This window comes from Priestia sp. 40, from assembly GCF_049368575.1.
GTDB lineage: Bacteria > Bacillota > Bacilli > Bacillales > Bacillaceae_H > Priestia > Priestia zanthoxyli.
In genome coordinates this window covers 509,477-531,539 of sequence record NZ_JBMPZA010000005.1, presented here as the reverse complement: position 1 = coordinate 531,539, position 22,063 = coordinate 509,477, and the positions used below count along the sequence as shown (strand labels likewise).

Here is a 22,063-nt window from a genome sequence, read left to right as displayed (position 1 = left end):
ACAATAAGAAACTTACTGTAATAGGTTAAGTAAAGGGGATAGAGTAATGAAAAAAATAAAATGGATTAGTTTTATACTGCTGCTGATTTCAAGCGGAGTGTTTTTTGTCAATCATCAGTACGCCATTTTACTAGCGGCTTGGACCGTTTACGGAATGGCTTTATCAATCCTGGTTTATTTCTTTTCATACGGCATGAGTGATTCAAATCAGGAATAAAAACCGTATACGCGTTTCTTATTGTCTTCAAAATAAAAGCAGAAAATGAAAGGATGGAAGAAATGGGAGAACTTTTTTGGATGATTTTGTTCGGAGCGTGTATTTGGGTACCAATAATTTGGAATAAAATTGAAATTGGCAAGCGCATCGCACATGAAGAAAAGAAAGCCGGACGTGATTTAACAGGGGAAATCAATCCGTTTACCGGAGGAAGAATGTAAATAGGCGTAAAAAAGAGGCTGTGACAAAAGTATTTTCGTTGAATGAAGATCCGAATGATGAATCGAGATTCTTAATGCAGAATCAACGTCGTTCGGTTTTTTTATTAGTATGGTGAACGTAGGTGTCATGTATCATGTATATAGTAGCTTCTAGCTGTTGATTGGAGGGCAAGGCGAAGACTCCTGCGGGAAAAGCGGAACAGGTGAGACCCCGCAGGAGCGTAAGCAACGAGGAGGCTCACCGACCGCCCGCGGAAAGCGAAGCCTTGCACGGAAATCAACAGCGGTGTAACAAGCAGTCCAGCTTATTTATCCCATTTGTTCATCTTTAGGTTAGAGTAATTTTGTTATGTCTCAGCCTCTTTAATTAATAAAGAAAACAATAGTTTAATTTTGTAATCAATAGTATAATTAACCATATTTATTTTAGACAGAAAGGCTGATGAAAAAGTGTCAACATTCTTTTTAGCCGGCATGGTACTTGTGCTGGTGATGATTATTTTTTCGCGTACGCTGTGGGTGCCCAGGGGAATGGTAGAACGTCTCAGCAAGAAAAAGTGGTTTCAAAACCACTGGCTGAGCGGAGGCTATTTGTTTGGCATTAATGCTTTATATTTTGGTACTACGATATTTTTACTCTATCTTCTTATGTTTACAGATATCCCTTATTTACATCTTGTTCTTATGTTTTTAGCGACGATTGTAAGTATTTTCACGTGGAGCGCTTTTAGTACAGCATGGACAGGGTCATTTAAAAACCGTCTTAAAATGGCTTTAACAGGAAGCAGCTTTTATTTAATATTGGCATTGATTATGGTGATCCAGTGGCTAAGCGTTAAGCCTCTGTATCCCAATGAAGATACGTTTATGCGAGCTTTAGGATGGATGCTTGGCTTTTTCGTTTCAGCCGTTGCTTTTAGTATATGTTTTATCTTCACTGCGTTTCTTGGAAAACGTTCAGCACGTGTGTAAGGATATCATCCGTTTATTAACGTTCTTTTCTAGTTAACTACTATTGACGAAAGCAGGGGTAAACGTGATTCGAGAAATTTTAGCTTCCGATGCAGCCGCTTTTTTAGCGTTAAATAAAGAGCTTGATCGAGAAACAGCGTATATGCTGTACGAGGAAAATGAGCGTGCGACTACGCTTGAACAGCAGAAAAAAATGATTACAGCTTTTTTAAAGATGCCGAACTCGACCATTTTAGTGGCGGAACAAGACGGCCAGCTTGTCGGACATTTATCTGTGATTGGCGGAAGTGTTAACAGAAAAAAACACAGCGCATACTTAGCTGTTGGCGTGCTTCAATCTTATGGAAACCGGGGCATCGGCACTTCGTTGTTTAAGAAAATGGAGAGATGGGCAGAGCAGAGCGGCATTAAACGAGTGGAGCTAACGGTTATGACACACAATGAACCGGCCATTTCGCTGTATAAAAAGATAGGTTTTGAAATAGAAGGGAAAAAAATATGTTCACTCGTTGTAGATGAAAAATCAGTCGATGAATATTATATGGGGAAGGTTTTTGAAAAAACGTGCTTAAAGGAGAAATGAATATGGAAACGACGGTTGTTCAGTTAAATGAATGGGTGGTAAAGCTTCCTAAAAAGCTTGAAGTATTATCTGAAGCAGCGGCGTCAAACCGTCCCGCGCCTAAGAAGTGGTCACCAAAAGAAATTGTGGGGCACTTATGTGACTCAGCCATTCACAATTTACAGCGCTTTATCAACGTGCAACATGAAAAAAAACCTTTTGTCCTGACGCCTTACAAACAAGATGAATGGGTAGAGCTGCAGCATTATCAAGCTACGCCTATGGAAGAAATAGTTGCCCTATGGCGCAGTTTAAATAAGCAAATTGCTTCCGTTCTTTCGCATATACCAACAGAAAAGCATATGTATCAATTCGAATTAAAAGATGGAAAGTTCGTTTCGCTTGAATGGTTGGCTAAAGATTATATCGCTCATTTAGAGCATCATATCAAGCAAATCGATGCTCAAATGCCGCTAGGAGGCAAAGAGGATGAAAAAAGAACATAAAAAAGAAGAATCTCAGGTGAAAGTCGATTTGAGAGCAGGCCGCGCCTATGGTGATCATGAATACATAGGATCTTCGAAAAAGGGCGTGCTTCTTGCTTTGTTACCGGTTCTGATCATTGCCGGAGGTATACTGTTTCTGATGGTAAAATGATAAAAGCCGCATTATAGCGGCTTTTTTTCATAGAGGTGCTGGGTTTTGCTTTCTTCGGGATTGTTGCGGCTTTCTAGAGTGGAAAAGCCTGCGTGTTCTGCGACTATTTTAGCTGCGGAAGGAAGCGTTTCGACTCTTTCCCAAGATTCTGGATTCCACAGCTTTGATCGCTTGAATGCTTTGCTGCAGTGGAGAAAGCATTCTTGTACTTCGACGCCGATAGCGAGCAGCGGAGCTTTATTGTGAACCGCCATTGTTTCAAGAAGCGCTTTTTCTTTTACAATGCAAGCTTTGCCGTTAATCCGCAGCGTTTCTTCTATGCCTGGAATCAAAAAAAGCAGTCCTATTTGAGGATTAGATAAAATATTTTCCAATGAATCTACTTTTTGATTGCCGCGCCTCTCTGGAATCAACAGCCTTTTCTCATCGACGACTTGTACAAAACCAGGGTGATCACCCCGCGGAGAGCTGTCGCAAATTCCTTTATAATCAGCTGTAGCAATGATAACAAAAGGGGAATGTTTAATAAATTCCCGGCAGTGTCGATCTAAATAAGGAATTATTTTTTGATGCGCCAATTTGTTAGGCGTGCCGACTATACGGCGAAGCTCTTCTTTCGTTTTTACTTGTTCTTTAAAGTGACTGTTTTTCATTCCTCTTTTCACTCCTACTGTATGCGTATACTGAAAATACCATTTTTATATATGAAATACTATATTTTTATATTAAAAAACAGAAAAATCAGTATATTCAAATGAAGTAGAAGTGTTATAACGCTAGCTTCGGTCTTTTTTTAAATTTTTGATTGCGTTATCAAATATGTCATTAACCGTTCTCATATGTTCGCTGACAAGATGATTCGAGTCTTTTTCTCGCTGGCGCATGTCTTTTAACAAATCATCCATATCATCTAGCAAACTTTGAAAATACTCATCTTTTTGTTCTTCTTTCATTGTGGAATCGTCCATTTCATCAAGCTTATCGAGCTTATCTTCAATTTTTTTGAAGTATTCATCTCTCAAGAGTCTCACCTCATTTATAAAGTAGCTTTCTGCTTATTGTATGCAAAATGTTTGTTTGCATGAGTAAGAAGTAGAAAGGGTATAAAGAAAAAAGAGTCTAAAAAGCTCATTTGCATCTTAGTAGGTTACTTTTTAGTTCCCATATTACTTTAAAGTGCGTACTTTTTTTTCGTGTTTGTATGCTTCATAATAAATTTTGTCAGGGAATAATAAGACATTTAATAAATTGATTATACGAATCAAATTCTAAAATAGAGGTATAAAAATTTCAGGAGGTTTTATGAATATGAGAGAGATACTGCAAGGAAAACTAGGTTTTGGAACGGCACCACTGGGCAATATGTATCGTAATATTCCAGAAGAAGAGGCCATCGCGACGGTCGATGCTGCTTGGGAAAGCGGCATCCGTTACTTTGACGCAGCTCCTCTTTACGGAGCTGGCTTAGCCGAGATGCGCCTTGGTGAAGCCCTGTCAAAAAGAAAGCGCGATGAGTATGTGCTAAGTACGAAAGTAGGTCGCGTTATTTCAGATGAACTAGAAGACGCATCTTCACGTGATATGGGAGAAAAAGGCGGGCTTTTCGAATTTGGCCGTAAAAATAAAATTATCAATGACTACAGCGCAGATGCAACTCTTCGTTCGATCGAGCAAAGTTTAAACCGTTTGAAAACAGATCGCTTGGACTTTGTGTATATTCATGATGTCGCGCAAGATTTTTATGGAGATGAGTGGGTAGGACAATTTGAGTCTGCTCGAACGGGCGCATTTCGTGTGCTTACACGCTTGCGTGAAGAAGGAGTTATTAAAGGATGGGGACTTGGAGTAAACCGAGTAGAACCAATTGAAATCATGCTGGAGCTGGAAGAAGCAAAGCCGGATGTCTCGTTGCTAGCTGGCCGTTACACGCTGTTAGATCATGAACGTGCGCTGCAGCGAGTGATGCCCGAAGCCGTAAAGCATAATATGGACATTGTTGTCGGCGGACCGTACAGCTCAGGCGTTCTTGCTGGAGGTACACACTTTGAATATCAAAAAGCATCTCCAGACATTATGGCAAAAGTAGAAAAAATCAAAGCGATTGCAGATCGTCATCAGATCAGCATTAAGGCTGCTGCTGTCCAGTTTTCACTGGCTAATCCAGCGGTTGCTGCTGTTATTCCGGGCGCTAGTCGTCCGGAGCGTATTGCAGAAGACAAAGCTGCATTAAACACCGTCATTCCGGCAGCCTTCTGGGAAGAAATGCGTGAACAGAAGCTTGTAGCGGCTCATGCACCGCTGCCAATAAACATTAAATGAAGGTAGAACGGTAAATAGTAAGTAGAAAAAGAGGCTGAGGCAAAAGTATTTTAGACGAAGTGAAAAACGAACCATTAATCAACATTTTTGATTAGTGGTTCATTTTTTTTTGTTAGGGTGAACGTAGGTTTCACCTATTTCGTTCCTTCTAGCAGGTGATTGGAGGGCAAGACGAAGACTCCTGCGGGAAAAGCGGAACAGGTGAGACCCCGCAGGAGCGCAAGCGACGAGGAGGCTCAGCGGCCGCCCGCGGAAAGCGAAGTCTTGCACGGAAATCAACTTCGGTGTCACAAGCGGTTCAGCTCATGTATGCCATTTGTGCGTCTTTAGATTGGATTCATCTCGTTATGTCTCAGCCTCTTTTTTTGTTTTGAGATAGGTATTTGTAATATATTTAGTGAAAACTGGTAAAGACGAATGATTTAGATTAATAATATTAAAATATTCGCTTTTTGTATTGAATAAACATTTTGTATTTGATACATTTAGAAAGTGAAAAATATTGCTCGTATATGCTTGGAAATATGGTCTAAGTGTCTCTACCTAGTTCCCATTCAAAGAACTGGACTACGAGTTAAAGTATAAAAATGTTCCGTTTATCCAGACACAAGCTTTATTTCATGCTTAATTTTTTATACTTTGACTCTAAAAAACGTAGACGTTCTAACATGCTCTAGGTTTTTTTCTTTTGTCCGATTATCGAGTGTATGAAACAGCAAAATGAAATGGAGTGAAAGTATTAATCTATGAAAAACAAGATGTTAAAAACAGGGGCTTTATTTACTATTGGTATGGTTTTACTGCTATCTATACTTGCCGGGTGTAATTCAGCTTCAAAAAAAGAAGCAGGAGATAAACAGAAGCAGAAGCCTATTATTGTTCAAGGACCGATGCCGATAGAAGCGCAGAAATTCGCTAAAAAATTAGAAAATGTAAAAGAAGAAAAGTCAGGGAATTTTGTTTTTTACAAAGGAACTGTCGATAATTATCCAGTCATCGTGGTTAAAACGGGAAAAGGAATGGAAAACACGGCAGCTGCTACAGCGATAGCTATAGAAAAATACCATCCTAGAGCAATTATCAATCAAGGAACATCAGGTGGACATGATGAAAACCTGAACGTGTTTGATATTGTATTAGGGAAGAGAACAACGAACATAGGCTCCTTAAAAACAGGCGATAAAAAAGAAGGCGAAGGAATGGATCCTGCTGCGTGGAAGCCGATGGATTTGATGGCTTCTGAAGGAAGCGCTGGAGAAGATCCTGATGCTGAAAAAGCTCGTTATTATGAAGGAGACAAAAAGTTACTTGCGGCTGCAAATGCGGTAAAAGATACATATAAAAAAGGTAAAGTGGTCGAAGGAACGATAGGATCAGCGGACACGTGGAATAACGAAGTGGATCGAATTAAGTGGTTTCATACTAAGTACGGGACGTCTGTAGAAGAAATGGAAGGCGCAGCGGCAGCACAAATTGCAGGAAGCTATGAAGTTCCATTCTTAGGTATCAGAGTGCTGTCTAACAATAAAGTAAACGGTGGAAAATATAATCCAAACACAGCAGCAGCTTGCCAAGATTATGTTTATGAAGTAATTAAACATTATATCAGCACAAACGCTAAGTAAATCTTTCTTTAAAAAAGCATCAAAGCTTTTGTTTCTCTAACAAAAGGCTTTGATGCTTTTTTCGTCATGTCTATAGGGATTTACTGTATTTACGCTATCAAAATTTTATAAAATAAATGGATTGGTAAATTTAAAGTTTATATAACTCTTCATACTTTTGCGTCAAATAATTAATTAACGGCTGAGCATCAATTCTATCTATAGAAAGACTAGTTAATATCTCTTTTGGCGTTTTTAACTTTCCATGCTGGTGGATATGATGTTTTTGCCAGTCTGCTATAAGGGATAGATTTTGACTCGAAATGATTTCATCAAAGTCAGGATGGTCTTTAATTACGGCTTCTCTTAGCTGAGCTGCATAAATAAATCCTAGATTGTAGGAAGGGAAGTAGCCAAACGCTCCTCCGTACCAGTGGCCGTCCTGCAATACTCCGTCACGGTCTGTTTTTGGTTTGATTCCTAAGTATGCTTCATATTTTGCATTCCATGCGGAAGGAAGATCCGAGACGCGAAGCTTGTCAGCGAATAAATCTCTTTCTAGCTCGTAGCGAATGATAATATGCAGCAGATAGGTAAGGTCATCTGCTTGCAAACGAATGAGAGAAGGTGTGACTTCATTTAAGGCAAAGTAAAGAGTTTCAAATGAAATATCACCGTAGATCGCAGGTTCTAACTCTTTGAATAAGTGAGCGTGATTTCTCCAGAAGCCTTCGTGTTTTCCAATGATACGTTCCCAAAAAAGAGATTGAGATTCATGCAGTCCCATAGAAGTGTATGCGCCTAACCCTGTGTCAAGCAAGTCGGAGCTAATTTGCTGGTTATAGATAGAATGTCCGCCTTCATGTAAAAACATAAAAGCTGCCAGTTTTACATTGTGTTCGTCGTATCTTACTGCAAGCCGTGCGTCTTGAGGGTGAATGCCTGCACTGAACGGGTGGGCCGTGGTGCCGATTTGGCCAGACTTAAAGTTATAGCCAATAGCAGTGAGAAGGTGTTTTCCGAGCTTCTGCTGATTTTCTATTGAAAAAGGCTTGTTGAGAAATGATGTATCATGTGTAACCGAAGAGCGTTTAATTTTTGTCAGCAAAGGAAGAATAGCATCTTTAATTTGTTGAAAAAGCGAATCGATGGTTTCACTAGAAACGTCGGGCTCATATTCTTCTAAAAGCTGTTCGTAAGGAGCGAGGTGAGGATTACGGTACTCCGCAAATCTTTTATGCATATGAATCAGCTGCTGCAGGTTGTCTTCGACGAGCTTAAATTCATTTTGCTCTCTAGCCTGTGACCAAAGAGCATGAGTAGAAGCTTTTAAAACGGAAAATTGATAATAATCCTCTAGCGGTACAGCGGAAAGTTTTTGATAGATGTTCCAATAGTGCTGTACTTGTTTTTGCTGTAGTTGATTTAGATTTTGTTCTTGAAGATGCCGCAATTCTTTTGCAAAGGTTGGATCTGTTTGCAGTAGGTAAAGCTCTTTTGAAAGCGTACCTTGAATGGTTGCATGCTGTTTTTGGCTATTAAGAGGAGCGGATGTTTTTGCGTCCCACGATAGAAGAGATAAAGCTTGCTTATAGTGTTCAATCCTCGAAATATGTTTTTTAGTATGAAGACGGCCGGTAGAATTCATCATATCCTCCTTTAAAGAAATTAACTTTACCTATAAACATACTAGGAATTAGGGTTTGAAACAAGATAAATTAAATCAGTAATTGCAAAGAAATAGTTTAATTTTGCTAATTTCACAAACAAATGGAAAGGTGGTAGGATGGTTAATATTCATACTAACCTTACAAAAATAATGGGTTTTAAAAAGCGATTTTAAACATTGGGGGAATGACGTTGAAAAAGGTTAAGGTAAAATGGTTATTATTTATTGTAATTGCTTTATTTGTCGCAGGTTGCAGTAATAATCAAGCGAGCTCAGGGAATAAAAGCACCAGTGCCGCTCAAAAAGACGGAGGTACGCTAAACATTGCGTTTCAAAGCGAGCCAACGACTTTAGATCCTCAAATTACAGGGAATTCTTCGGTTAAAGATGCGGCGCGAAATATTTACGAAGGACTCGTTATTTTTGATAGCAAAGGTAATGTAGAGCCTGATTTAGCAGAAAAGATTGACATAAGCGAAGATAAAAAAGTCTACACGTTTCAGCTGCGAAAAGGGGTAAAGTTTCATAACGGCAAAGAAATGACGGCGGACGATGTAGAAGCTTCGATTAACCGTTGGATCAAGCTATCTTCACTTGGTAAAACAAACTTTGTTGGTGCCCAGGTTAAGAAAACAGGAGACTATACGGTTGAGCTTCATTTGAAAACACCAAATGTGAATACACTGGCACTACTAGCAGATCCAATTCCAGCAGCCGCTATTTTTCCAAAAGAAATCATCGAAAAAGCACCTGCTGAAGGAGCTACTGAGTTCGTTGGTACAGGACCATTTAAAGTGAAGGAATGGAAAAAGAATCAATATATCACGCTAGAGAGGTTTAAAGATTATTCTTCAAAAGGACGAAAAATTAAAAAGACACCTCACGTAGATGAAATTAAAATTAGCTTTTTAAGCGATGAATCTACTAGAATTTCAGGCATTACAGCCGGACAGTTTGACATTGCATTAGGTGTTTCAAGCGACAATGCTTCTCAAATTGAAAGTACGCAAAACGTTAAGAACAAGCTGGCTCCAGGCGGATTCATTGGTTTATTTTATAATACGCAAGAAGGGTTCTTTAGCGATTTAAATGCTAGAAAAGCCGTAAATGCTACGATTAATGCAAAAGATATTTTATCAAGTTCATACGGCGATTCCGATTATTATGAACTGACTTCATCGATTGTGAATAAAAAGTTTCCTAACTATTACAGTGAAGCAGGAAAAGAAGAGTACAATCAGCATGATGAAAAGAAAGCAAAAAGCTATTTAAAAAGAGCTGGATACCGCGGGCAGGAACTGCGTCTTTTAACTTCACGTGATTATCAGGATCAGTACAATACGGCTGTTATCGTGCAGCAAGAGCTTGAAAAAATCGGTGTGAAAGTAAAGCTAGAAGTGTATGACTGGGCAACGTTTACAGATAAAGTAAATGACCCTAAAGCATGGGATATTTACCCCGTAGACTGGGCGGCGCGTTCAACCATTTTCCAAGGATTTTGGACGTCGGGAGGAGCTCCGGTTGAAAAATCAACAAAATACTTAGATAAAATCAAAGCGGCTGCTTCTGTAAAAGATGCACGGCCAGCTATTGATGCTACACAAAAATACGTATGGGATGAGCTTCCGTTTACGTTAATTGGTCATAAAGTCAATATTAACGCCGTATCTACACATGTAAAAGGCTATGATTTCAATTTAGGTCCTGTATTTTATAACGTGAGCGTGAATAAATAACATATATTAAAGAAAGTTACGAAAGACCCTTTGCCGGAAAGCAAAGGGTCTTTCGTTTATCTATTCTTCACGCCGCTCATCAGTAAAAACAAAGGAATACGCATTCGACGCTCGTAAGTTTCAGCGCTGTCGAAATGTTCTTTTTGAGGACATGCTTCTTTTAAATTTGTAACGGTGAATCCGCTTTGCTGCATCAAAGAAAAGTACTCTTCAAGCGTGCGATGATACTTTTGAACGTATCCGCCCATCCAGTGCTGCTGACGGAATCCCGTTGAAAAGTAGTTATCGACCGTCCAGTTTGTGCGCAGAGCGGAAGGCTGCAAAGTGGAAGTAATGATTGGGTGTTCCACAGAAAAAATAAATCTTCCTTCAGGTTTGAGTGCTTGATTTACTTTAGTGAAAACGGAGGCTAAGTCTTCCATATAGTGGAGAGACAGTCTTGCGGTAACTAAGTCGTAGGTGTCACGAGGTGGAGTATAGTGCTCCATCGATTTATGAATAACTTTTGCATTTGGATAGTTTGAAAGCTGTTGCTGAGCTGCGTTTATCATATTGATCGAGCCGTCTACTCCGGTATAAGAGAAACATCCCTGTTCAAGAAGCTCCACGCCAAATCCAGCGTTTCCGCACCCTAAGTCTAAAACGTCTGCATCTGTAACATCACCTAGAAGCTGTGAAATGACCGGTTTTTCAATCGTATCGTTGGCATTTTCTTTTTGCTGCCGGCGTTTTGTATAGGCCAAAAACGTCTCGTCATTATCGTAAAATTCAGCTCCTGTTGAGATCTTCAACTAAATCAGCCTCCTTTATGCAAAGTACCTTATTATAATCATATATTCAAATTATTTACAATGATTTAAATAGATATGGAAATGGTGTTTTATTTTGGAGATAGTGCTATCATGTGGAGTAACCGGCTTGTACACGTTTATGGAAGATAAGTCTAAAAGCTAAGAGTTGAGTATAGAAAAGGTCAGTCTATGCGTAACTCTTAGCTTTTGCTTTGAAGTCGTAAGGAACCATTTGTTTTTGGCGTCGGTCTTATTTCGGTAACTTTTCAACAATTGCTGCGTCTATTTGCTGAGATAATGCGCTGCTAATCTCTTTTTCATGCTCTACTTTTTCTAAAATGAGCTGCTTATTACCTGTCTTGATTTTTAACATCGTACCTGAGTGGATGGAGAAATCATCTCGCAGCTTTTTAGGAATGGTAAGTCGAAAACGTTCATCAATTTTTCGAGATTGAGCCGTAAATATTAAAGTCGTTTTTTCACCGAAATTCATTTCGTATTTTTGAATCACAATGTTATTTTCTTTGTTAATAAAAAATTGAACCTCCATGTTTGCATCCAATTCGACTGACGTTAAAAGTTCAGAAGTGAGCTGAATCTGCCGTCCGGTTAATGTTGCATAATAAGGAGGAGGCGCCCCAGGTTTTTGTGAAAGCGCTATCGTTTTTTCGTCTCTTTTTTTCATAACAATTTGCTGTTCTACTACGTATAGTTCTACATAATCAAATGGCGTAAGTTCATAGTCATCTCGCAGGGATCTTGGAATGACTATTCTACCCATATGGTCAATTGTTCGAATGAAGATATGAGAAGGAACGGGGACATTTTCATCATGATGATCAATAATAATCCAATCATCACAGCTCCGTAAAAGAACTTTGTCGTTCGTCTCGAGTTTCGTTAGTTGCATAAACAAAGAAGGAAGGGATACTCTTCCCATTTCGTCAATTATACACTCTTCTTTTTTTGTACGCATCTTGCTACTTAATCCTTTCTAAAAACATTTTAGATGGGGTATGTTACTTAAATTACACAGCATTTATTTCTTTGTCAAATGAAGCAAATGAGTATTTATTCATCGTACAGATTGCGAAATACAGGAAGTTTAACCGGGTTCAGTAGATGCACATGTGTCTCGTGTAAAGAATAATAATCTGAAGAAAACAGCTAATCTATTAATTAAAAAAAACATAGAAATAGAAGTGTTTTTCTTTCTTTTGGTTTTATTGTAGGAAAAAAAACCTTAAAAAGAGGTAGTATCTTTTTTAAAAAGAGTAGATAGAGGTTTTTAAACAAAAAAATACAGCGGAATTCAGTCTGAATAATGAATAGATTTATGCATATTAAGCCAAGAAAAAAATTTCACGCAACGCTTTTTTTACGCCTTTTGGGCTCAAGTCATAGTTAAAGGATAAAGAAAAAAGCTCAAACTAATGAGCTTTGAGCTGGTTTTATCGTTTTTCAACCAGCAGTAAGATGAAGGTAGCAAGCGGTCCTAAAGCAAGAGATAATAAGAACCAGTTCAGACCGGTTCGATTTTTACCTTGCGCTAATCCGGCATTAATTAGAGCCAGCGTTCCCCATCCTACAACGTATTGATTATCCATATGACACCCCGCTAATATTATTTCTTTATATGATTAACAAATTTTATATTAGCATAAATATCCATATTTTTGATTGGAATTCCTGAATTAGGTGGAAAAGCGGTGAATTTCTTCATGAAACAAAATTCCTGTTTTCCTCCACTCAGTGAAGGTAGTAGTGAATAAGAGAAGGGTGCACGTAGTACACGTGAACGTACTGAGGGCGATGATAGTGAAGCTGATGCATATATTGATTCATAAGCCTTTGAATGGCGTCGTACACATTGGGCGGATAGCCGTAATAGCCGTGATGAATCCCAACTCGAAGCAAGGAAACGGGAGGCGTGTTATTGTTTTTGTACATTGTTCGGTACTCTTCTGCGCGTTTAACCTTGCGCAGCTGCTCCGCCCGCCGCCGGCGCAGCTTTTCGCTGTCCTAAGTTCTTGATCGAGTATAAAAATAGCTGCAGGGTTATTTTGAGCAATTTTTAAGCGGTCTACAATTGTCTGAGCCTGAGCTTCTTCGTCGACTTGTTCTCGTAAAAAGTCCTGCACGATGACTAAAGTTTGAGGGTCATTCGCTTGGCTGATAAATTGAAACGCTTGACGATAAGAATTTGTGACGAACTTTTCATGCTCCAATACTTTTTGAAACGTTTCTAACGGTGTTCCAAACTCACTTGGCTGAGCAGGTAAAGAACTTAATTCAACCGTTCCGCCGCGGTCAACTAAATAGTCAATAAGCTTTAGCATATGAGTGCGTTCTTCTTCAGACTGCAGACGCAGCCAGCTGCCCATTCCTTTATAGTTTAATCGATTCATATAATTAGACATAGCTAGGTACAAAGTCGAAGAGACGTGTTCAAGTTGAATTAAGTTATTGAGCAGCTTTTGAATTTGTTCGTTCATATTTGTTATTCCTCCTTAGGGAAAGGGTTTCTTTCGTATACTCCCTGCAACCATCACGTTTTTTACGGTGAAAGAAATCTACAGTGATACTATATGTCACTTCTTTGAGTAGGTAACTTGCCCATCCTTTATTGGTGCTTCTTACTTACATATAAGGTTTGTATAATATAGGAATAAAAGTAGTTTTAAAGACTCTTTTTTTAGATGGTTAAAATTACTATGTTCTATTTAACCAATTTAGTGATAAAATTGTCACTCTGTGCAATTTTAATTGGTGTGAAGGAGTCAGAAAAATGAATATGCAACACGTATTAATACCTGGATTTGAAAAGCTTGCGAGCTTTGTTTTCTGGTATCCATTTATTATGTCTTTATTTTGGATTGCAGGTACGCTTATTTACATACGCTATCGGGACCGGGATCCTAAAGTTGATTTTTCAACAATTGACTGGCCGTTAGTGAGCTTTTTAGTGCCTTGCTATAATGAAGAAGAGACGATTGAAGAAACGCTCAAGCACCTTTTGGCGTTAGATTATCCGTCTAAAGAAATCATCCTTATTAACGATGGAAGTACGGATGGAACGGCTGATATTTTAAAGAAAATTAGCAGAAATCATCCTGAAGTTCGTGTGATTCAACTTTATGAAAATAAAGGGAAAGCCAATGCGTTACATTTAGGTGCGCACGCGTCTAAAGCTGAGTTTTTAATCTGCTTAGATTCCGACGCTATTTTAGATCAAAACGCTCCGTATTATCTAATCCAACATTTTCTTCATAAAGGGGAACGGCTTGGAGCCGTCACCGGAAATCCGCGCATTCGAAACCGTAATACGTTACTGAGTCGCATTCAGCTAGTTGAGTATTCTTCTATTATCGGTTCTATTAAACGAACACAGCGAATTTTAGGAAAAGTAATGACGGTCTCAGGCGTAGTAGTGGCTTTTCGAAAGAAAGCACTTGTGGACGTCGGACTGTGGGATCGTGACATGATTACGGAAGATATCGCCGTGAGCTGGAAGCTGCAGCAGCGCTTTTGGGATATCCGCTATGAACCGCGGGCATTGTGCTGGATGCTTGTGCCCGAAACCTTAAAAGGAATTTGGAAGCAGCGAGTACGCTGGGCTCAAGGCGGGCAAGAGGTAATGCTTCGCCACTGGAAAGTGTTATTGAAATGGAAGCAGCGCAGAATTTGGCTTGTATACCTAGAGCAGTGGATTAGTACCTTTTGGTCATTCGCATGGCTGTTTGTGACTATCATGCTGCTTGTTACGGCGAGCAGCCCTCAAGACATGCTGTTTTGGTTTACGTTTACTTCATTTTCCCTTGTGTTTATGAGCTTAATTCAGCTGTTTATTGCGCTGAAAATTGATTCGAAATACGACAACGTGAAGCGGTATTACGTATGGGCTGCATGGTACCCAGCGCTTTACTGGATTGTGAATACGATTGTGGTAGTGGGCGCATTTCCTCGTGCTATTAGATCTAGAGTGAAAGGAGGCTATGCTACATGGAGCAGTCCAGACCGCGGCTTAACGAAGAGCAAATCTTGATTCAAGCCAAACAGCCTCTTGCTCGCTTAGTAATAAGCATCATTGTTTCATCTGTTTTTTGGGTGTATTGTGCCGTTGTTCTTTGGTTTTTCCTTTCAGCTGTTATTGGCGTAAATGATCGTTACAGCGGGGTATTAAAAATTGCGTTCAAAACGACGAACGGCGAGATTCGAACGTTTTTAGTAATTGGACTTATCATTTTTTTCTTCTTTTTTCTAGCTCTGTTTTTATGGAGATTCTACAACAAAAAGAGATTTGGAAGCTTGAACCGACGAAAAGAGCCGGCGTATACGAGTATTAAAGATTTAGAGCGTCTTGAGCTCTTATCCAAGGATCAAATTCAAGAGCTTCAGCGTGCACAGTACATCGAGTTTGATGTTAATCCGTTGAAACATACTGAGGAGAGGAAGCACGCATGAAGAAATATGTATTCTTTCTTTTGATTGCGGCAGCGGTAGTTGGCTTTATCTTCTTTAAAGTAGTGAACTGGGAAGACAAGGCGAAAGCAACAACGACCGTGGAGCCAGCGCTTGAGACGAACGGATGCTTAGGCTTAAATTATCATCGCGTGCGTAAGCATAATTGGTTTAATCGAGTTGTCAGCTCAGTTACAAAGTCTGACGAACTGACGGAGTACAGCGTCTACAGCAATGATTTTGAACATCAGTTAAAAAAGCTGAGGGAACTTGACGCTACGTTTGTTACGCCAAAAGATATTGAAACGTATAAGCAAAAAGGCACGTTTCCAAAACGCTGCGTTTGGATTTCATTTGATGATATTGACCGTACCGTGTATCAAAACGCGTTTCCAATTTTGAAAAAGGAAAACATTCCGTTTACGCTATATGTAATCGCAGGACAAGTGGGAGTAGAGGACTTTCAAAATTTAAATATGGCTTCGTGGAGTCAGCTAAAAGAAATGAAAGACAGCGGCCTTGCGACAATCGGTTCGCATACATATGATATGCACCGTTTAGAAGAAGACAAGCCTTTATTTCTGACGCCTGCTAAATACAGCGCGTTTGCTGAAGATTTACGAAAAAGCAAAGAAACGATTAAGCAACATTTAGGAGTAGACCCCGTTTACTTTGCTTATCCATACGGTAATACGAATGATGACGTAGCTAAAATTGTGAAAGATGCTGGTTTTCACCAAGCAGCTATCCTAGCGCCGCACCTTATTACAAAAGATAACGATCCGTATTACCTTAATCGAATTGTTGTATACAATAAAACCTTTCAAGACCTTATTCTTCCGTGGTTGACACGTACAAGCTCGTAAGAAGAAAGTGAAAAAGCCTCTGTCTAAAGCAGAGGCTTTTTTCTTTTCACCATCAAAAGGTATGTCAATTGCGTGAAGAAAGGACACTTTCATTTCTATAAAAATCATTTTAATGGTACCATAGAAAAGTTGTGATAAAAGATATGGATAAACGAAACTATCTATCAATCCTTTTACAAACTGCGTGTAAGAAGTTTGTAAAGGTGTAAAGAGGAAAAGCGGCAATTGTACGCTTACTATTTTACGAATGTAAGGCAATCGGACAAACTAATTCGCTGTCCATTGCTGATTAAATTGTATTCATTATTCACGATTCCTCTCTATCATTTCGTCATGGGTTTTGTTTTATCGTTAAAATTTTGATAAAGGTGTATAGGATATGGAAAACAGGCATTTTGAATATAAATTTAAAGAAACGCTGAAAAAACTAAATGATATTGAACTTGCGTTAAATGAATCATCGATCGTAGCGATTACGGATAGTCGTGGATTCATCAATCACGTGAACGATAAATTCTGTGAAATTTCTAAGTATGAAAGACATGAGCTTCTCGGTCAGGACCATCGTATTATTAATTCGAAACATCATTCAAGCTTGTTTTTTAAAGAGTTATGGAGTACGATCAGATCCGGTAAGGTATGGCACGGAGAAATAAAAAACAAAGCAAAAGACGGCTCGTACTACTGGGTGGATACAACCATTGTTCCTTTTTAGATGAGCGGGGTAAGCCGTATCAGTACGTATCGATTCGTAATGATATTACAAAACGAAAAGCATATGAAGAAAAAATTAAGTAAATGGCTTATTATGATCCGTTAACCAATTTACCTAACCGCTACTGGTTAAACAAACAGCTGAAAAAACTGTTTTTAGATGAAGAATCTCCAGAACTGCTGGCTATTTTATTTTTAGATTTAGACCGCTTTAAATCAATAAATGATACGCTTGGCCATCATCACGGCGATGTGCTGCTGAGGAGCGTAGCAGAAAGATTAAAAAAATGTATTCCGTCCTCTGATTTTATCTCGCGGCACGGGGGCGATGAGTTTATTTTAGTGCTGCATACACTAAAAACTGTTGAGGAAATTGAAGAAATGACCGAGCAGATCGTAAAGGAAATGTCGCTTCCTTTTTATATAGATGGTGATAAAGTGCTAACCTCTACAAGCGTTGGCATCAGCTTGTTTTCAAAAGAATGTCAGCAGCATATTGTCCCAAAAGACGCAGATGAACTAATTGACAGGTTAATTAAGCAAGCAGATATTGCAATGTATGTAGCAAAACGAAATGGACGAAACACATATGAAATGAGCTCATCTTCATCAAATGAACAAATAATTAAAACAATCAGCATGGAGAATGAGTTAAAGTATGCGTTAGAAAGAAATGAGTTTCAGCTCGTTTATCAGCCGTTAATCGATTTGAAAACGTCTGAAGTCATAGGAGCAGAAGCGCTCATTCGCTGGAACAGTGAAAAATTTGGTACCGTGTATCCAAATGAATTTTTGCCCATTTTAGAAGAAGTGGGTCTGATTGTGCCCGTTGGCAAGTGGGTATTAGAAGAAGCGTGTAAGCAGATGAAAGCATGGACGGAGCTGAATTCAAAAGTGAGCAAAATAGGAGTGAACGTATCACCTATTCAGCTGAAGTCCTCACGATTCGTAGCGGAGATTGAACAAATCTTGCAAAAAACGGGCCTTGAGCCGCACTTTCTGGAACTTGAAATCACTGAAAGCGTCATTCAAAACAGTCAAGAATCGAAAAAAGTGCTAAACCGCCTGCGGAGTCTAGGGATAAAAGTGGCGATGGATGATTTCGGAACGTGCTATTCATCCCTTAGCTATTTGAAACACTTGCCGATTAATACGTTAAAAATTGATAAATCATTTATTGACGACTTAGACGAAGTTGGAAAAGTGCTGGTGGAAACGATTATTCAAATGGGAAAAAAACTTAATTTTGATCTAACTGCAGAAGGAATCGAAAACAAAGAACAGCTGCAGTTTGTGACGGAACAAGGCTGTCATATCGGTCAAGGTTATCTATTCAACAAGCCGCTTTCTCCTGAAGAAATGAGCCGATTGTTGAATTGAAGGAGAATCATGTATACGGAAAGAAGCTCTTTAATAGAGCTTCTTTTTTGATTTTTAATATGATATAAGGGGTGATAAAGTCGTGAAAGAGTACGTTGGAATCTGCACAGTATGTCAAAAGAACATGTACTGTTTAGAGGGATTTTTAAACGGTGTGGTTGTTGAAGGGAAGCTTGTGTGCTTTGCGTGTGAAGAAGAGGAGAAGTGCAGTTCTCACAAAAACAAAAACTAGCTATCTTGGGTAGCTAGTTTTTTATTTCTTCACATACAGTCCGCTCACATAAAGAGAAGAAATCGTATGAGCAATGTTTTCGACTGTTGCTTGGTGCTCATTTCGTACGATTTCCCAAAGGTACATTTCATTGGTGAAAAACCATCCTCTAGCAACAAGCTCGCTGCTTAAATCGTTTCTCGCAAGCCCTTTTTGCTGAGCATAGGAGACGTCTTTTGAGATGCGATTGATAAACTTTTCACGAATGGCGTTCCATTTAGCAGAAATCGCAGGGGAAATGCCGATGGCTTGTTCAAATACATGCATCATGGCACGTTCGGTTTCCGCCATTTTTAAAAAACTGTACGTTTGCTGTTGGATAATTGACTCGGCGAATTCTTTGGTTGCAGGAAAAAAGGAAGTTTCCGCAATTTCATAAAACTGTTCCATGACATTTTCCATTAACACATTCAGCAAATCTTCTTTTCCTTCAAAGTGGACATAAGCCGTTCCATAGCCAATGTTTGCTTTTTTGATCATTTGAGAAATGGTGGCTTTTTGAAAACCTTCTTCTAAAAAGACTTCTTTGGCTGCTGTTAATAGTTTTTGCCGAGTTTTAATGGATCGCAAATGGCGTTTATCTTCTACTTTATCCGTTGACATAGTCTCTAACACCTCCGTATGGCTTTCTCTTAGCATATAAGGAAGGATAAAAAATGAAAAGAACTTTTGTGATAAAAAATTTTAAATTTTCTGAAAAATATTATTGACACTATGTCATATTTGTTGATAATATTTTTTTAACGTAAGGAAAACTAAGGTAAAGGGGATTTGTTATGACTTTGTCACCTTCTCAATTTACGCTTCATCATGCAAAGGAAAAAGATCAAAAAGATGTGCTATCAAGGTTTAGAGAAGAGTTTTATCTGAAGTCGGATTCTATTTATATGGACGGTAATTCACTTGGCCTGCTTTCTAAAAGAGCTGAGCATACGCTGCTTCAATCATTAAATGACTGGAAAGAGCTTGGAATTGACGGATGGACAGAAGGAAAATATCCGTGGTTTTCACTTTCAGAACAGCTCGGAGAAATGATGGCACCGCTAGTGGGAGCACATCACGAAGAAGTTATTGTAACAGGCTCAACGACGGTTAATCTTCATCAGTTGATTTCGACGTTTTATAAACCAAAAACGACGCGCAAAAAGATTCTAGCGGATGAATTAACGTTTCCTTCGGACATCTATGCACTTCAAAGTCAGCTCAGAACGCACGGATATGACCCAGAAGTTGATTTGATTCGCGTAAAAAGCCGAGACGGACGGTTTTTACATGAAGATGATGTAATAGAAGCGATGACAGATGAGGTTGCTTTGATTGTGCTGCCTACTGTGCTGTACCGCAGCGGCCAAATTTTAGATATGAAGCGCTTAACAGAAGAAGCGCACAAAAGAGGAATTTTGATTGGATTCGATGCCTGTCATTCCATTGGTGCCATTCCGCATTCCTTTACGGAGTGGGGAGTAGACTTTGCCTACTGGTGCAACTATAAGCATTTAAACGGAGGACCTGGAGCGGTTGGTGGTTTGTATGTAAACAAAAAGCACTTTGGAACAGCTCCGGGACTAGCAGGATGGTTTGGTTCGAAAAAAGAAAAGCAGTTTGATATGGAACATTCTTTAACGCAGTCAGAAACGGCAGGAGCCTATCAAATTGGCACACCGCATGTATTGAGCCTAGCGCCGCTGCTTGGAGCGTTAGAAATGTTTGCGGAAGCAGGAATCGAAAACATTCGCACAAAGTCACTTAGCATGACGCGCTATTTAATGAATGGAATGGAAGCGGAGCTTAAAGAATACGGCTTTACAATAGGCAGTCCAATAAATGATAAGCAGCGCGGAGCACACGTGAGCTTGGAGCATAAAGAAGCGGCAAGAATTTGTAAAGCGTTAAAGGAACACGGGGTAATTCCAGATTTTAGAGCGCCAAATATTATTCGTTTAGCGCCAGTCGCTTTATATACGTCCTATGAAGATGTATGGAAGGTTGTTCAGCTCCTGAAAAAAATTATGAGTGAAAAGTTGTATGAAAAATTCAGCAATGAACGTGAAGTTGTGGCGTAAGAGCAAGGAAACGAGAAAGATGAAGTGAAGGGGAGAAGCAATGGATGAATAGTATCAATGAGCCGGATAAAGGGAGGAATGGGTCTTTAGAAAAAAACATTCAAACTAATTTTGAAAAGTCGATGTCGTATGGAGATTATTTGCAGCTTGATCAGATTTTATCAAGTCAGCACCGGCTTTCCGATCACCATGACGAAATGCTTTTTATCGTCATTCATCAAGCAAGCGAGCTGTGGATGAAGCTGATTTTACATGAAATGACGGCTGCGACGGCTTGCATTAAACAAAATCAGCTCGAAGAATCATTTAAAATGCTGTCTCGCGTGTCTCGCATTCAGCAGCAACTTATTCAATCATGGAGCGTTCTTTCCACGCTAACGCCTGCTGAGTACATGGAGTTTCGCGATAAGCTTGGACAGTCTTCGGGCTTTCAGTCTTACCAAAACCGGTTAATTGAATTTGCGTTAGGTAATAAAAATATTCATACGCTTGCTGTGTATCAGCATGAGCCGGAGCTATATAAAAAAATGACCCTTACTCTTAAAGAGCCGAGCATTTATGACGCGGCGATTAACGCCCTTGCTGTTCGAGGCTTGCCGATTGATGAAAAAGCGCTAAACCGGGACTGGTCGCAAAAATACGAACCAAATGAAAGCGTAGAGGAAGCCTGGCTAACCGTGTATCGTAATGTAGATCAATACTGGGATTTATACGAATTGGGAGAAAAGCTCGTAGATATTGGCAGTCAGCAGCAGGCCTGGCGTTTTAACCACATGAGCACGGTTGAACGTATCATTGGTCATAAGCAAGGAACAGGAGGATCATCGGGCGTGACGTATTTAAAGCGGGCGTTAGATCAGCATTTCTTTCCTGAGCTATGGACTCTGCGGACGAAATTGTAGATGCTCGATTAATAGAGAAATGGGGACAGTAAATATGAGTGAATGGATAGATGTGTCACAACGGTTAGATGAACATGTTGCGACGTGGCCGGGAGATACTTTGTTTACCTATCAAGTCAATTGGAGTAAAGAAGAAAGCGGTTCGGTAAACGTAGGCAAGCTCTCAATGAGTATTCATACCGGAACTCATATCGACGCGCCGTTTCATTTTGACAGTGCGGGTAAAAAAGTGATTGATTTGGACGTGAATTTATATATCGGAACAGCAAAAGTTATTCACATAAAAGGAAAAAGCAGTATCGGTATTTCAGATTTGTCACAAGTTGACCTAAAAGGCGTGACGCGCTTGCTGATTCGAACAGGAGCTTGGGAAAATCGCACCGTGTTTCCAAAAACGGCTCCTTATGTAGAAAAAGAAGCCGCAGCTTACCTATCCCAGTACGGCATTCGCCTTCTTGGCCTTGATTTGCCTTCAGTGGACCCGTTAGACAGCAAGGAGCTTTCCACGCATCACTCGCTTGCTAAACACGATATTCATATTTTAGAAGGGCTAGTATTGGATGACGTAGAAACAGGTGATTATGAATTAGTTGCTCTTCCATTAGCATTAGCTGAAGCGGACGGAAGCCCTGTTCGTGCCGTTTTGAGAAAGATATAG

At 39.5% G+C, this 22,063-nt stretch carries 25 protein-coding genes, 2 pseudogenes and 1 riboswitch; of the genes and pseudogenes, 18 read left to right on the top strand and 9 right to left on the bottom strand.

Annotation, left to right across the window (positions count from 1 at the left end):
- The first annotated feature begins 46 nt into the window (after positions 1-46).
- The 7 genes from ACO1DI_RS03845 (at position 47) to ACO1DI_RS03815 (ending at position 2,629) form a co-directional block, all read left to right on the top strand.
- Positions 47-217 (top strand): hypothetical protein, encoded by a 171-nt coding sequence (locus ACO1DI_RS03845; protein ID WP_182421266.1) that lies wholly within the window; start codon positions 47-49, stop codon positions 215-217.
- 62 nt (positions 218-279) lie between these two features.
- On the top strand, positions 280-438 hold the full coding sequence (locus tag ACO1DI_RS03840) for a hypothetical protein (RefSeq protein ID WP_162470336.1): 159 nt from the start codon (positions 280-282) through the stop codon (positions 436-438).
- A gap of 157 nt (positions 439-595) precedes the next feature.
- Positions 596-730 (top strand): hypothetical protein, encoded by a 135-nt coding sequence (locus ACO1DI_RS03835; RefSeq protein ID WP_014458717.1) that lies wholly within the window; start codon positions 596-598, stop codon positions 728-730.
- Between the two features lie 158 nt (positions 731-888).
- Positions 889-1,410 (top strand): hypothetical protein, encoded by a 522-nt coding sequence (locus ACO1DI_RS03830; protein WP_014458718.1) that lies wholly within the window; start codon positions 889-891, stop codon positions 1,408-1,410.
- Positions 1,411-1,474: 64 nt separating this feature from the next.
- A complete protein-coding gene (locus ACO1DI_RS03825; protein ID WP_208732982.1) occupies positions 1,475-1,993 on the top strand; it encodes a GNAT family N-acetyltransferase in 519 nt (172 codons plus the stop codon).
- Positions 1,994-1,995: 2 nt separating this feature from the next.
- On the top strand, positions 1,996-2,478 hold the full coding sequence (locus tag ACO1DI_RS03820) for a DinB family protein (RefSeq protein ID WP_014458720.1): 483 nt from the start codon (positions 1,996-1,998) through the stop codon (positions 2,476-2,478).
- Positions 2,462-2,629, top strand: a complete 168-nt coding sequence (locus ACO1DI_RS03815; protein ID WP_014458721.1) for a hypothetical protein — start codon at positions 2,462-2,464, stop codon at positions 2,627-2,629. Before ACO1DI_RS03820 ends, ACO1DI_RS03815 begins: the two co-directional genes overlap by 17 nt.
- An 11-nt stretch (positions 2,630-2,640) precedes the next feature.
- Here the strand turns inward: ACO1DI_RS03815 and ACO1DI_RS03810 are convergent, their stop codons facing one another.
- Positions 2,641-3,282 (bottom strand): pyridoxamine 5'-phosphate oxidase family protein, encoded by a 642-nt coding sequence (locus tag ACO1DI_RS03810; protein WP_014458722.1) that lies wholly within the window; start codon positions 3,280-3,282, stop codon positions 2,641-2,643.
- A gap of 123 nt (positions 3,283-3,405) precedes the next feature.
- On the bottom strand, positions 3,406-3,660 hold the full coding sequence (locus ACO1DI_RS03805; protein WP_223546214.1) for a hypothetical protein: 255 nt from the start codon (positions 3,658-3,660) through the stop codon (positions 3,406-3,408).
- 277 nt (positions 3,661-3,937) lie between these two features.
- Here ACO1DI_RS03805 and ACO1DI_RS03800 point away from each other — a divergent pair, with 277 nt between their 5' ends.
- The 3 genes from ACO1DI_RS03800 to ACO1DI_RS03790 all read left to right on the top strand — a co-directional run bounded on the left by ACO1DI_RS03800 (position 3,938) and on the right by ACO1DI_RS03790 (position 6,573).
- Positions 3,938-4,948: an aldo/keto reductase gene (locus ACO1DI_RS03800; protein ID WP_042991970.1), complete on the top strand. Its 1,011-nt coding sequence runs from the start codon at positions 3,938-3,940 to the stop codon at positions 4,946-4,948.
- Between the two features lie 155 nt (positions 4,949-5,103).
- Positions 5,104-5,322 carry a hypothetical protein gene (locus ACO1DI_RS03795; RefSeq protein ID WP_208732983.1) on the top strand — a complete coding sequence of 73 codons (219 nt, stop codon included), beginning with the start codon at positions 5,104-5,106 and terminating at the stop codon, positions 5,320-5,322.
- Positions 5,323-5,434: 112 nt separating this feature from the next.
- Positions 5,435-5,538: riboswitch (purine riboswitch) on the top strand.
- 156 nt (positions 5,539-5,694) lie between these two features.
- Positions 5,695-6,573 (top strand): 5'-methylthioadenosine/S-adenosylhomocysteine nucleosidase, encoded by an 879-nt coding sequence (locus ACO1DI_RS03790; RefSeq protein ID WP_014458726.1) that lies wholly within the window; start codon positions 5,695-5,697, stop codon positions 6,571-6,573.
- 130 nt (positions 6,574-6,703) lie between these two features.
- Here the strand turns inward: ACO1DI_RS03790 and ACO1DI_RS03785 are convergent, their stop codons facing one another.
- Positions 6,704-8,200 (bottom strand): carboxypeptidase M32, encoded by a 1,497-nt coding sequence (locus ACO1DI_RS03785; RefSeq protein ID WP_423145109.1) that lies wholly within the window; start codon positions 8,198-8,200, stop codon positions 6,704-6,706.
- A gap of 206 nt (positions 8,201-8,406) precedes the next feature.
- Between ACO1DI_RS03785 and ACO1DI_RS03780 the strand changes: the two genes are divergently transcribed.
- Positions 8,407-9,957, top strand: coding sequence for an ABC transporter substrate-binding protein (locus ACO1DI_RS03780; RefSeq protein WP_423145108.1), 1,551 nt, complete (start codon positions 8,407-8,409; stop codon positions 9,955-9,957).
- A 56-nt stretch (positions 9,958-10,013) separates the two neighbouring features.
- Here ACO1DI_RS03780 and ACO1DI_RS03775 read toward each other — a convergent pair whose 3' ends face one another.
- The 5 genes and pseudogenes from ACO1DI_RS03775 to ACO1DI_RS03755 form a co-directional block, all read right to left on the bottom strand.
- Positions 10,014-10,748 carry a class I SAM-dependent DNA methyltransferase gene (locus ACO1DI_RS03775; RefSeq protein WP_115654701.1) on the bottom strand — a complete coding sequence of 245 codons (735 nt, stop codon included), beginning with the start codon at positions 10,746-10,748 and terminating at the stop codon, positions 10,014-10,016.
- 250 nt (positions 10,749-10,998) lie between these two features.
- On the bottom strand, positions 10,999-11,724 hold the full coding sequence (locus ACO1DI_RS03770; RefSeq protein WP_226701572.1) for an AbrB/MazE/SpoVT family DNA-binding domain-containing protein: 726 nt from the start codon (positions 11,722-11,724) through the stop codon (positions 10,999-11,001).
- 475 nt (positions 11,725-12,199) lie between these two features.
- The gene (locus tag ACO1DI_RS03765; RefSeq protein WP_014458731.1) at positions 12,200-12,355 is read right to left on the bottom strand and encodes a hypothetical protein; all 156 of its coding nucleotides are present in this window, start codon (positions 12,353-12,355) and stop codon (positions 12,200-12,202) included.
- A gap of 142 nt (positions 12,356-12,497) precedes the next feature.
- Positions 12,498-12,698 carry a hypothetical protein gene (locus ACO1DI_RS03760; RefSeq protein ID WP_014458732.1) on the bottom strand — a complete coding sequence of 67 codons (201 nt, stop codon included), beginning with the start codon at positions 12,696-12,698 and terminating at the stop codon, positions 12,498-12,500.
- A gap of 22 nt (positions 12,699-12,720) precedes the next feature.
- Positions 12,721-13,243 (bottom strand): annotated as a pseudogene (locus tag ACO1DI_RS03755) (ferritin).
- A 293-nt stretch (positions 13,244-13,536) separates the two neighbouring features.
- Between ACO1DI_RS03755 and pgaC the strand changes: the two are divergent.
- The 4 genes and pseudogenes from pgaC (at position 13,537) to ACO1DI_RS03735 (ending at position 18,169) form a co-directional block, all read left to right on the top strand.
- A complete protein-coding gene (gene pgaC / locus ACO1DI_RS03750; protein ID WP_423145107.1) occupies positions 13,537-14,793 on the top strand; it encodes a poly-beta-1,6-N-acetyl-D-glucosamine synthase in 1,257 nt (418 codons plus the stop codon).
- Positions 14,751-15,212, top strand: a complete 462-nt coding sequence (gene pgaD, locus ACO1DI_RS03745; RefSeq protein WP_014458735.1) for a poly-beta-1,6-N-acetyl-D-glucosamine biosynthesis protein PgaD — start codon at positions 14,751-14,753, stop codon at positions 15,210-15,212. The genes pgaC and pgaD overlap by 43 nt, the downstream gene beginning before the upstream one ends.
- Positions 15,209-16,075 (top strand): intercellular adhesin biosynthesis polysaccharide N-deacetylase, encoded by an 867-nt coding sequence (gene icaB / locus ACO1DI_RS03740; RefSeq protein WP_226701571.1) that lies wholly within the window; start codon positions 15,209-15,211, stop codon positions 16,073-16,075. Before pgaD ends, icaB begins: the two co-directional genes overlap by 4 nt.
- Before the next feature lie 379 nt (positions 16,076-16,454).
- Positions 16,455-18,169, top strand: a pseudogene (locus ACO1DI_RS03735) (putative bifunctional diguanylate cyclase/phosphodiesterase).
- Positions 18,170-18,422: 253 nt separating this feature from the next.
- On the opposite strand, the gene ACO1DI_RS03730 reads toward ACO1DI_RS03735, so the two are convergent.
- Positions 18,423-19,043, bottom strand: a complete 621-nt coding sequence (locus ACO1DI_RS03730) for a TetR/AcrR family transcriptional regulator (RefSeq protein WP_182421262.1) — start codon at positions 19,041-19,043, stop codon at positions 18,423-18,425.
- Positions 19,044-19,216: 173 nt separating this feature from the next.
- Here ACO1DI_RS03730 and kynU point away from each other — a divergent pair, with 173 nt between their 5' ends.
- The 3 genes from kynU to kynB are packed head-to-tail and all read left to right on the top strand — an operon-like array spanning position 19,217 to position 22,063.
- Entirely contained in the window at positions 19,217-20,503 is a 1,287-nt protein-coding gene (gene kynU, locus ACO1DI_RS03725; RefSeq protein WP_182421261.1) for a kynureninase, read from the top strand.
- A 44-nt stretch (positions 20,504-20,547) separates the two neighbouring features.
- Positions 20,548-21,405, top strand: coding sequence for a tryptophan 2,3-dioxygenase (gene kynA, locus ACO1DI_RS03720; RefSeq protein ID WP_423145106.1), 858 nt, complete (start codon positions 20,548-20,550; stop codon positions 21,403-21,405).
- A 34-nt stretch (positions 21,406-21,439) separates the two neighbouring features.
- Positions 21,440-22,063 carry an arylformamidase gene (kynB, locus tag ACO1DI_RS03715; RefSeq protein WP_182421259.1) on the top strand — a complete coding sequence of 208 codons (624 nt, stop codon included), beginning with the start codon at positions 21,440-21,442 and terminating at the stop codon, positions 22,061-22,063.